Below are 10,870 nucleotides of genomic sequence, written 5' to 3'. Positions count from 1 at the left end.
TTTTTTTTGGAAAAAACATGCGCACTTCCCTCGACTGTCTTCCCTGCTTCCTCCGTCAGGCTCTGGCCGGTGTTCGACTCATGGCCCCGAACGATCCGTCCATGCACGAACGCGTGCTCATGGCCTGGGCCGAGGCCTTCCCCAAGCTGGACCTCTCCCTCTCCCCACCGGAACTGGCTGGCGAACTCTACGGGATGATCCCGGACCTCACCGGCTGCACAGACCCCTTTGCCGAATACAAAAGCCGCTCCAACAGGGAAATCCTCCAGGCATTGCCTGACCTGCTCGCCATGGTGGATGCGAATCCGGATCCCCTGCTCACCGCTCTGGAACTGTCTATCATCGGGAATTCCCTGGACGCCGGGGCCCCGGGAGGCTGCTCCTGGTCCGAAGCCCTGGGCCACGAATCCGGCTCGGAATGGGCCGCCCGGGACTATCCCGATTTTTCCGCAGCCGTGAGCCGGCGCCCCCATGTCCTCATCCTTGGCGACAACGCCGGAGAAATCGGCCTGGACGGTCTTCTGGTCCGCCAACTTCAAGATCGGGACTGCCGGGTGACCTACGCCGTTCGGGGCCGGCCAATCCTGAACGACGCCACCATGGACGACGCCCAGTTCTTCGGCCTCCCCAGTCTTTGCCGGGTGGTCTCCTCCGGGGTCGACACCCCAGGCACGGTTCTTTCCCGCTGCTCTGCGGAGTTCCTGGAGATCCTCAAATCCGCCGACCTGGTCGTCAGCAAGGGGCAAGGCAACTATGAGGCCCTGATCGGGGAATGGCCCGACATTCACTACGCCTTCAAAGTCAAATGCCATGTTGTGGCCCGCCTGACCGGACAGCCCGAGAGAAGTTCCATTTTTCGCTGCATCTGATTTCCATGCTCCCGATCTTTTCTCCCCGAGCCCTCATCCTGGCCACGGCCTGCCTCTGGACCGGGGTCGGGCTGGCTCTTCTGATCCGGGGGCTCGAAGCCGGAGGTCTTGGCCTGACGGGGTGGGCCTGCTCCATCTGGATCGGGCTTGTTCTCGTGGCCGGACTGACCAAGGCTCGCCTGATCCTCGACCCCATGGCCCGCAAGAACGTCGATCGCCTCCAATCTCTGCCCGCAGGCGCCCACCTCTGGACGATGCTTCCGGTCCGAACCTGGCTTTTGGCGGGGGCCATGATCGTTTTCGGTCGCATTGTAGCCGGGTTGCCCGTCCACCCTATGGTTCCGGCCCTGTTCGATTCCCTGATCGGACTGGCCCTTTTGGCCTCCAGTCGGCTCCATTGGCAGGCCTGGGCCCTGGGTCGGCAAGGACACTGGAAGCAATGAACCCCTATGTCGAAGTGGCCTGTGCCATCATTCAGGAATCCGGCCTCGTCCTGGCGGCCCAGCGGAGTCCGGCCATGGCCATGGCCCTCAAATGGGAATTTCCCGGCGGCAAGATCGAACACGGAGAAACTCCCGAGGCCTGCCTGATACGGGAATTGCAAGAGGAACTGGGCGTCGAAGCCCGTATTGTCCACGCCCTGCCCCTTTCCACCCATTGCTATCCCGATTTCATCATCACCCTGCATCCTTTCGTCTGCGTAATTGCCAACGGATGTCCCGAACCCCGGGAACATGCTCGTCTGGCCTGGCTTGAACCCAAAAGCCTGAGGAGCCTTGACTGGGCCGAGGCCGACGTGCCGGTTTTGGCTGCCTTTCTCGATTCACTTCAAATCCAAAACTGACTGCCGCGCGAGCTTGACCATCTGTCGAACTCAGCCTATTGGTCCTACCAATTTATTTGGTCCTACCAATTTGGATATGAACGGACGAACCCAAGCTCTCGATCTCTTGACCTCCTTGCTGGACGGGCCGGAAATGGCTCCTGGGGATAGGCTGCCCTCGGAGAGGGAACTGGCCCGACGATTTCGGATTTCCAGGAACAGCCTTCGTGAGGCGATACGTACCCTAGGCGAACGGGGACTGCTCCGTAGCAAACCAAGAGATGGGACCTATGTTCTGGCCCGACCCAGATCGCTTGAGGTCCTGCTTTCCCCGGAGCTACTTTCCCGCCGCCGGACCCTGGAACACATTCAGGAGGCCCGATTGGTGTTGGAACCTGCCGTCGCCGAACTGGCGGCCAGGCGAGCCTGCCCAGAACACATAGCCCGGCTCAAGATACTTGTCTGTGAACAGGAAATGCTGACCATGAGCGGCCGGGACGACGGCCCAGCCGATGCCGAATTCCACCTTGAACTGGCCCGGGCCACGGGCAACCCGATTCTTGTGGATATTCTCGAAGCCATGGACAAAATTATCGCCCCCTGCCGCTCCCAAGACCTCAGGGGCGGACCCAGGCCCGTCCATTCACGAAAAGGCCATCTTCGGTTGATCCAGGCCGTGGAGGCCGGACGACCTGACTTGGCCCGCCAGGCCATGGCCGACCATCTGATGTTGATGATGAACGAAATGGACCTCAATCTGCTCAGACGCGCCGACAAGGAGAGCCCCTCGTGATCACCATTCTCGTCATGTACACCCTGGTCGGAGCCGTGGCCGGCGTCCTGGCCGGACTGCTCGGCATCGGCGGCGGCTTGGTCATCGTGCCCATGCTCATCTTCTGCTTCGGCCTCCAGGGACTGCCTACGGAACAGACCATGCAGATCGCCCTGGGCACATCCATGGCCAGCATCATCTTCACGGCCGTGTCCAGCTTCCTGGCCCACAACCGCCGGGGCGCGGTCCGCTGGTCCATTGTCAAAACCATCACCCCGGGCATCCTTCTCGGGACTTACCTGGGTTCTTGCTTGGCCGCCCGCGTTCCTTCCGATGGATTAAAAGCCTTTTTCGTCCTCTTTCTCTACTACGTTGCCGGGCAGATGCTACTTGGAAAGAAGCCCAAGCCCTCACGGGAGATGCCCGGACGACTCGGCATGTTCGGAGCCGGCAACGTCATTGGGGCCGTGTCCAGTCTGGTGGGCATCGGGGGCGGCAGCCTGTCCGTGCCCTTCATGCTCTGGGGCAACGTGCCCGTACACCACGCCATCGGCACCTCGGCTGCCATCGGCTTCCCCATCGCCATCGCCGGGACCCTGGGCTACATCGTCAATGGTTGGGGAGCCACGGCCGTACCGCCGCACTCTCTGGGTTTTGTCTATCTTCCAGCTTTGGCCGGAATCGTCGTGGCCAGCGTTTTGACCGCTCCCCTGGGCGTTCGTCTGGCCCACGCCCTGCCTGTGGGGCCCCTGAAGAAGGTCTTCGCCGTGCTGCTGCTCGTCGTTGGCACCAGAATGCTCGTCGGGCTGCTCTGAGCAGATTCGTTTCCAGATTCTCCTTGTCAAGGCCCTGAAATTGGGTCAGCATTCATCAAGCATATGACTCGGCTTGCTGGACTCTTTACCAAGGGAATCCCATGCGCCTCGTCCCCTTCTGTCTCGCCCTGGCCCTGGCTTGGGGCTGCGGGTCAAGCCCGGAGTCTTCTATCCGGCCCCTGGGACCGGACAGCGTGATCCTGGCCTTCGGCGACAGCCTGACCCGGGGCACCGGGGCTCCGCCCGAAAAATCCTACCCCGAGGTATTGTCCGAGGCTCTCGGACTCACGGTCGTCAACGCCGGGGTGCCGGGCGAAGTCAGCGCCGAGGGCCGAGCTCGGATCCCCGGCCTGCTGGACCGCCACCAGCCGGACCTGGTCATCCTCTGCCACGGCGGTAACGACTTTCTTCGCCGCCTGGACGAAGGACGGACCCGGGAGAACATCTCGGCCATGCTGGACCTCATCCGGTCCCAAGGCCGGGATGTCGTCCTCATCGGCGTCCCTCGCCTAGGATGGGGCCTGTCCGTCCCCGAATTCTATGCGGAACTGGCCCGGGAACACGGCTGTCTTCTCGTTCCAGACCTCCTCCTCGACATCCTTCAGCGACCCGAACTGAAAAGCGACATGATCCACCCTAACTCCGCAGGCTACGGCCTCATGGCCGAAAAACTGGCCGAAACGATCCGCCGGTCAGGTGCGCTTCCCTGAATCCGGTCCTTGATAATCAATCTCTAAATGTCCGACTTTTGCCGTCGGACATGCTTGGCAAACCGCTCTTTTGTGCGCTATGAAAAATCAATACGAATAGAATACTGAAGGATATCCGGCAGGGAAACGGGACGACCCTCGCTCCGGCCAGACCTCATCTTCGGAGAGACCATGCAGAACGCATCTCATAAGTCGAAGCACCCTCCCGGCCTTGAGGCCCATAACCAGACATCGCCCCGCTCCATCCTGATCGTCGACGACGACCCTGATTTCTCCCTGATCCATAAAAAAATTCTGACCCAGGCTGGATACCGGGTTCTGCTGGCAGCCACGGGCCAGGAATGTCTAAATCTCATCCGCCGTGAGCATCCGGATCTGGTCCTCCTGGACCATGGCCTGCCCGACGGCTCAGGCCTTGATTTCTGCCGCCGGATCAAGTCCGACCAAGACACGTCCGAAACCCACATCCTCTTCGTGTCCGGGCACCGGACCAGCCCCGAAGAAAAAGCCCGCGGCCTTCGCTCCGGGGCCGACGGATATCTGGTCAAACCCGTCCATCATGAAGAGTTCCTGGCCAGCGTCGAGTCGGTCCTGCGCATCAAGGCCACCGAGGAGGCCCTGGCCCAGAGCGAGCGGGTTTTTCGCCTCATCTTCGAACAAAACAAAGACGCCATCATCTGGGCCGACGATCAGGGTCGGATCGTCCTCTGCAACCCCGCAGCTGAACGGCTTTTCGGCTACTCAATGGAGGAGCTCATCGGCCTGCACCAAACGGCCCTCCACCCTGCGGACAAGCTTGACCACTACCGGGAAATGTTCGTCCAGAACATCAACGCCCAGAACAGCCTGAACGTGGATGTGGACATAGTCACTCGATCCGGGCGAATCCGCCATGTCAATCTGGTTTCGACCATCATCAAGGTCGACGGACGGGAGATCAATCAGGGCATCTTCATCGACATCACCGACCGCCGGATGGCCGATGAACGTATCGAACGGGAATCCGCCACCAACGAGGCCCTGGCCCATCTGGCCCGCTTTCTGACCCTGCCCGGGGTCTCCCTGGCCGAAATTGCCTGGGCCGTTCATGCCCATGCCCTGAACCTGACCGGCAGCGCCTTCGGATTCGTTTCCTCCATCGACCCCGAAACCAAGGACAACGTCAGTCACACCCTGTCGGCCATGATGGGCGGGGACCTCTGTCAGCTAAAGGACCGGCCCATTGTCTTTCCCCGCAAAGACGACAGATACCCCTGCCTCTGGGGCCACTCCCTGAACATCCTGGTGCCATTTTTTACCAACTCTCCCTCGACCCATCCGGCCTCCAGCGGTCTGCCCGAAGGCCATGTCCCCCTGGAACGATTTCTGTCCGTGCCGGCCATCTACGACGGCCAGCTCTACGGCCAGATCGCCCTGGCCAACCCCGGGCGTGACTACACCGACGAGGACCTCAAGGTCGTTGGTGCCCTGGCCCATCTCTTTGCCATGGCCGTATTCCGCTGGCGGTCCGAGCACAGTCTCCAAGTCAGTGAAGAAAAATACCGGATGATCGTCGAGACGGCCAATGAGGGGGTCCGGGCCCTGGACGATCAGGGCCGAATCACCTTCGTCAACCACAAGATGGCCGACATGCTCGGCTACACCCCGGAGGAGATGATCGGCCGACCCGTGACCGATTTCATCCATCCCGAGGAACGGGAGGACTACCACCGGCGCATGGCCGACCGACGACAGGGGCGCAAGGACGAATACGACCGCCGCCACCTCCACAAAAACGGAAGCACGGTCTGGACCAGGGTCTCGGGCACGCCCCTTTTGGACGACGAGGGTCGCTTCGCCGGATCCTTCGCCATGCTCGCCGACATCGACTACCTGAAAAAGACCGAGGAAGGACTCCGGGAACGGGAACGCTTCCTGCTGAACATCATCGACAACATCCCCTACATGGTGGCCATCAAGGAGGCCCGCGATCTCCGCTTCGTCCGCTTCAACAAGGCCGGTCAGGAACTCCTCGGCTATTCGGCGGAAGAACTCCTCGGCCGGAACGACTACGATTTCTTCCCTCGCGAGCAGGCGGACTCCTTCACCGCCATGGATCGAGAGGTTCTCGAAGGCGGCCGGATGGTCGAGATCGACGAGGAGGTCGTCCAGACCACCCGAGGAACCCGCCTCCTGCACACCAAGAAGATACCCATCCTGGGCCGGGACGGACATCCGGCCTTTCTTCTGGCCATTGCCGAGGACATCACCGAGCGGAAACGCGAAGAGGACGAACTCCGAGAGGCCAAGGAACGGGCCGAGGCTGCCAGCCGGGCCAAGAGCGAGTTTTTGGCCAACATGAGCCACGAGATCCGGACCCCCATGAACGGGGTCATCGGCATGGCCGGGCTACTCCTGGACACGAATCTCGATTTGGATCAGCGGCGCTACGCCCTGAACATCCGGACCAGCGCCGAAAGTCTCCTCTGCCTGATCAACGACATCCTGGACTTCTCGAAAATCGAGGCCGGACGGCTGGACATGGAGGCCATGGACTTCAATCCCGGCCTCCTGGTGGAGGACTGCGTGGCCGCCCTGTCCCCCCTGGCCCGGGAAAAAGGGCTCGAAATCGCCTCCGCCCTGGAGACGAACCTGCCTTCGGCCCTGCATGGCGACCCCGGCCGACTTCGCCAGATTCTGATCAACCTCGTCGGCAACGCCATTAAGTTCACCGAGCAGGGTCGGATCGACATCCGGGTCAAAGTGGCTGAAAACGGCCCCAACAGCGACCATGTCCGCCTCCTGTTCTCGGTCCGGGACACCGGCATCGGCATTCCGGAGGACAAGATTCCCCACCTCTTCGACAAGTTCTACCAAGTCGACGCCTCCAGCACCCGCCGTTTCGGGGGCACCGGCCTCGGTCTGGCCATCTCCAAAGAATTGGCGGCCCTGATGGGAGGAGAGATCAGCGTTTCCAGCCTCCCGGGCCAGGGCTCCGAGTTCCGGTTCACGGCCTGCTTTGCCGGAGCCCGAAAGACCGAATGTCTTGCCCCGGCTGGCCTGACCAATTCCCTGAAAAATCAAAAGGCCGATGAACGGGTCAACCTGGCCGGACGGGTACTGGTGGCCGAGGACAACGCCATCAACCAACAGGTGGCCGTGGGCATCCTTCGCAAGCTGGGGCTGACCGCCGACGTGGCCGCGGACGGCCTAGAAGTCCTGGCCGCTTTGGAAACCGCGCCCTATGACTTGGTTCTCATGGACGTTCACATGCCCGAGATGGACGGACTGGAGGCCACCCGCCGCATCCGGGCCGGACGCTTCGGCCCCGGTCTTCCCATCGTGGCCATGACCGCCGCGGCCATGGACCAGGACCGCCAGAAATGTCTCGAGGCCGGCATGGACGACTTTGTCACCAAGCCCGTGGACCCTGAACAACTGGCCCGGGTCCTCTCCCGCTGGCTGACCGCCGAAAGGAAGGACTCCGCCGACAGAGACCGGGGCCCGGTGGCCCGAACCCCCCCTCCCGCCGGGATTGTCTCCGACCCGGAATGTCTTCCGGTCTTCGACCGGGCCGAACTGATCCGTCGGTGCATGGACGACGAGACCATGGCCGACGAACTTCTGGCCTTGTTTCTTCGCGGCCTTCCGGACAAGCTCCGTTCCATCAAGGAGCACATCCTGGCCGGCGACATGACCGCCACCCACCTGATGGCCCATGCGCTCAAGGGCACGGCCATGAACGCATCCTGCAAGGCCTTGGGACGAACGGCCTGGGATCTTGAGTCATCGGCCAAATGTGGGGATGTCGCCAAGGCCCAGGCCCTGGTTTCGGACCTGGAGACGGCTGTGGCCGAGGTCGTCGCCGTGTCGAACAATGCCCCCGGAAGTTCCCCATGACCCTCCTCGAGTCCCAGGTGGCCCCCCCTCTTGCCCCATTAAACAGGAGGCCTAGATGACCACAACGACGCCCGCCCAATTCGAAGCCACCGAATCGGTCTTCGTGGCCCGCCAGCCCATCATGGACGGGAACATGCGCACCTGGGGCTACGAACTCCTCTTCCGCCAGAATGCCGAGAGCGACACGGCCGTCATCACCGACGGCAACGCGGCCACCTCCCAGGTCATCGTCGACGGCTATAACATGGCCAGGGAATGGCTCCGAAACGGCCAGAAGATTCTCATTAACTACCCAACGGATATGCTTATCCAGGGTGCACCTCGGGTTCTCCCGCCCGAGGTGGCCGTGGTCGAGATCCTGGAAACCGTGGACATCACCCCGGAACTCGTCGACGCCTGCGCCGAGCTCAAATCCGAAGGCTATGTTTTGGCCCTGGACGACTATATCGGCACGCCCGGCTTCGAGCCGCTTCTCGATCTGGTCGATCTGGTTAAGGTCGATGTTCTGGGCATTCCGAGACTCCGCCTGGGAATGATCCTTAGAAGCCTGGAGCGCCATCGCTGCACCCTGCTGGCCGAACGGGTCGAGGACATGGGGACCTTTCACATGGGGCGGGGACTGGGCTGCGACCTCTTTCAGGGCTTCTTCTTCAGCCGACCCGAACTCATGGCCGGCAAGAAGCTCAGCGCCAACGAACGCTCCAAGCTCCAGCTCCTCCAGGAACTCGGCTCTTCGGACCTGGACTTGGCCCGCATCTCCAAAATCATTCAGACCGATCTTTCCCTGAGCTATCGTCTGCTCCGCTACATCAATTCCCCCGGGGTCGGACTGCGTCACGAGGTCAAATCCATCGCCCAGGCCGTTAACCTGCTGGGCCAGCGGAAAATCTCCGCTTGGCTTCGGGTTCTGATCCTGGCCGACATGAACCCCTCGCCCCGGACCCACGAGCTTCTCTTCTTTTCCCTGCAACGAGCCCGATTCTACGAGCTCATGGCCTTGTCCAGGAACGGGGACATCCTGCCCGCCGACTCCATGTTTCTCTTCGGGCTGTTATCCTTTTTGGACGCCATCCTGGCCCGGCCCATGGAGACCATCGTCCCGGGTCTGGCCCTGGAACCCCGCCTGACCAATGCCCTTCTGGGCCAGGACGAGGGCCTCCATCCATGGATGGAATTGTCTCAGGCCTGTGAATGCGGAAAATGGGCCCAGGCCGACGATATCCTCGTCCGGATGGGCGTCTCCCCCAGGGACACGGCCAAACATTTCAATGCGGCCACCTTGTGGGCTAGAAAATTTTTGGATATGACCTGATGACATAGTCTGTCATTCAAGGATTTTTCCATGGACTTCGCACCATCCTCTGCCCCGGCCGATCAGGCCACTCCCGCCTGCGCCGACGGCCGCCCGGAACAGAGCCCGGTCTTTGTCCATGCCCCCAACCCCATGATCCTGGTCAGTCCCGAGGCCGTCATTCTGGACATCAATCTGGCCGGGCACGACCTGTCCGGAAAGCCGGAAATGTCCCTGATTGGAAAAAGGTTCGGCGAAGCATTCGACTGCGTGAACGCCTCCGGGAACCGGGTCTGCGGATCCTCCACTGGCTGCCAGGCCTGCCCAGTCCGCCAAACCATCGCCGAGGTTCTCCTTTCCGGTCGGCCCGTTCACGATCTGGAAACCAAGGTGACCTTGATCCGGGAAGGGACTCCGAGACGCCATGATGTCCTTCTCTCGGCCGTGCCCATGAACCAGGAAGGTCACAATATCGTCCTTATCTGTCTGGTCGACATCACCGCTCTCAAACGAGCCGAACAGGCCTTGCGGGCCGGAGAGGAGGCATATCGCCTCCTTGTCGAGCACCAGACCGACCTTGTGGTCAAGGTCGATTCCAAGGGCCGGTTTCTCTTCGTCAGTCCCAGCTATTGCCGAACTTTCGGCAAAACCGAGGCTGAGCTGCTGGGCCGAGAGTTCATGCCTCTGGTCCACGAGGAGGATCGGGAATCCACTACCCGGGGCATGGAGGCCCTGTCTCGTCCGCCGCACACGGCCTACGTCGAGCAACGGGCCAAAACTGCCCACGGCTGGCGCTGGCTGGCCTGGTCGGACACGGCCATCCTGAACGACTGGGGCGAGATTGAGGCCGTAATCGGCGTCGGAAGGGACATCACGGCCTGGAAGCGGACCGAGGAGTCCCTGCGAGAAAGCGAGGAACGCTTCGCCCTGGCCTTCAAATCCAGTCCAGCCGCCCAGGTCGTTTCGGACATCGAGACCGGCCGGTTCATTGATGTCAACGATCGATGGGTTGAATTGCTCGGCTACTCCCGGCAGGAACAGCTCGGCCGGACATCCAAGGAAGTCGGCATCTGGGCCGACCCGACCGACCGGGACCGGGCTGTGGCCGGACTCAAGACAAAAGGTTCCTTCAAGGACAGGCCCATCGAGTTCAAAACCAAATCAGGGCTGATTCTCTCGGTCCTCTGGTCGGCCGAGACCATTGCCCTGGGCGGGCGTCAGGTCATGCTGTCCATGATCTACGACGATACCGAGCGCAAGCGTGCCGAGCAGGCTCTGCGGGAGAGCGAGGAACGATACCGGCTTTTGTCGGACGTGACCATGGAGGGCATCGTTGTCCACAAGAACGGTGTGGTCGTCGATCTGAACGTGGCCCTGGCCAGGATGACCGGCTACAGCCGCGAGGAACTCCTCGGCCAAGACATCCTGAAGCGTTCGGTCCATGAGGCCGACCGGGACATCGTCCGCGAAAATATGGTCAAGGAGTACGCCCGGCCCTACGTCGTCCGGTGTCTGAGGAAGAACGGGGACATCTTCCACGCCGAACTCGAGGGCCGCGATTTACAGATGGATGGGCAAATCTTCAGAGCCGCTGCCGTGCGCGACGTCACGGCCAGGGTTATGGCCGAACGGGCCCTACGCGAAAGCGAGGACCGTTTCGCCAACGTCATGGCCGCCATCAACGACGGCATCTGGGACTGGGACACCCAAA

The 10,870-nt window shown here is 61.7% G+C and carries 9 protein-coding genes; all 9 read left to right on the top strand.

Annotated features, from left to right (window positions below):
• The first annotated feature begins 17 nt into the window (after positions 1 to 17).
• Positions 18 to 869, top strand: coding sequence for a DUF89 family protein (locus tag EOM25_09585; protein ID NCC25426.1), 852 nt, complete (start codon positions 18 to 20; stop codon positions 867 to 869).
• Between the two features lie 5 nt (positions 870 to 874).
• Positions 875 to 1,312 carry a hypothetical protein gene (locus EOM25_09580; protein ID NCC25425.1) on the top strand — a complete coding sequence of 146 codons (438 nt, stop codon included), beginning with the start codon at positions 875 to 877 and terminating at the stop codon, positions 1,310 to 1,312.
• The gene (locus EOM25_09575; protein NCC25424.1) at positions 1,309 to 1,713 is read left to right on the top strand and encodes a (deoxy)nucleoside triphosphate pyrophosphohydrolase; all 405 of its coding nucleotides are present in this window, start codon (positions 1,309 to 1,311) and stop codon (positions 1,711 to 1,713) included. The genes EOM25_09580 and EOM25_09575 overlap by 4 nt, the downstream gene beginning before the upstream one ends.
• Before the next feature lie 76 nt (positions 1,714 to 1,789).
• On the top strand, positions 1,790 to 2,485 hold the full coding sequence (locus tag EOM25_09570) for a FadR family transcriptional regulator (protein ID NCC25423.1): 696 nt from the start codon (positions 1,790 to 1,792) through the stop codon (positions 2,483 to 2,485).
• Positions 2,482 to 3,279: a sulfite exporter TauE/SafE family protein gene (locus EOM25_09565; protein NCC25422.1), complete on the top strand. Its 798-nt coding sequence runs from the start codon at positions 2,482 to 2,484 to the stop codon at positions 3,277 to 3,279. Before EOM25_09570 ends, EOM25_09565 begins: the two co-directional genes overlap by 4 nt.
• 101 nt (positions 3,280 to 3,380) lie before the next feature.
• On the top strand, positions 3,381 to 3,989 hold the full coding sequence (locus tag EOM25_09560) for an arylesterase (GenBank protein NCC25421.1): 609 nt from the start codon (positions 3,381 to 3,383) through the stop codon (positions 3,987 to 3,989).
• Between the two features lie 171 nt (positions 3,990 to 4,160).
• Positions 4,161 to 7,868, top strand: coding sequence for a PAS domain S-box protein (locus tag EOM25_09555; protein ID NCC25420.1), 3,708 nt, complete (start codon positions 4,161 to 4,163; stop codon positions 7,866 to 7,868).
• Between the two features lie 55 nt (positions 7,869 to 7,923).
• Complete coding sequence (locus EOM25_09550; GenBank protein NCC25419.1) at positions 7,924 to 9,180, top strand: HDOD domain-containing protein; 1,257 nt, start codon at positions 7,924 to 7,926, stop codon at positions 9,178 to 9,180.
• A 30-nt stretch (positions 9,181 to 9,210) separates the two neighbouring features.
• The coding region (locus EOM25_09545) for a PAS domain S-box protein (protein ID NCC25418.1) at positions 9,211 to 10,870 on the top strand (1,660 nt) is incomplete at its 3' end.

The organism is Deltaproteobacteria bacterium, from assembly GCA_009929795.1.
In the GTDB taxonomy this organism is placed as follows: Bacteria; Desulfobacterota; Desulfovibrionia; order Desulfovibrionales; family Desulfomicrobiaceae; genus RZZR01.
Note: the sequence above shows the minus strand (reverse complement) of the source record. Positions and strands in the feature narration are given on the sequence as shown.

Bases quoted from the DNA above. Each gene is read 5' to 3' on its own strand.
- EOM25_09585 (NCC25426.1), top strand. From the start codon at position 18: ATGCGCACTTCCCTCGACTGTCTTCCCTGCTTCCTCCGTCAGGCTCTG.
- EOM25_09580 (NCC25425.1), top strand. From the start codon at position 875: ATGCTCCCGATCTTTTCTCCCCGAGCCCTCATCCTGGCCACGGCCTGC.
- EOM25_09575 (NCC25424.1), top strand. From the start codon at position 1,309: ATGAACCCCTATGTCGAAGTGGCCTGTGCCATCATTCAGGAATCCGGC.
- EOM25_09570 (NCC25423.1), top strand. From the start codon at position 1,790: ATGAACGGACGAACCCAAGCTCTCGATCTCTTGACCTCCTTGCTGGAC.
- EOM25_09560 (NCC25421.1), top strand. From the start codon at position 3,381: ATGCGCCTCGTCCCCTTCTGTCTCGCCCTGGCCCTGGCTTGGGGCTGC.
- EOM25_09555 (NCC25420.1), top strand. From the start codon at position 4,161: ATGCAGAACGCATCTCATAAGTCGAAGCACCCTCCCGGCCTTGAGGCC.
- EOM25_09550 (NCC25419.1), top strand. From the start codon at position 7,924: ATGACCACAACGACGCCCGCCCAATTCGAAGCCACCGAATCGGTCTTC.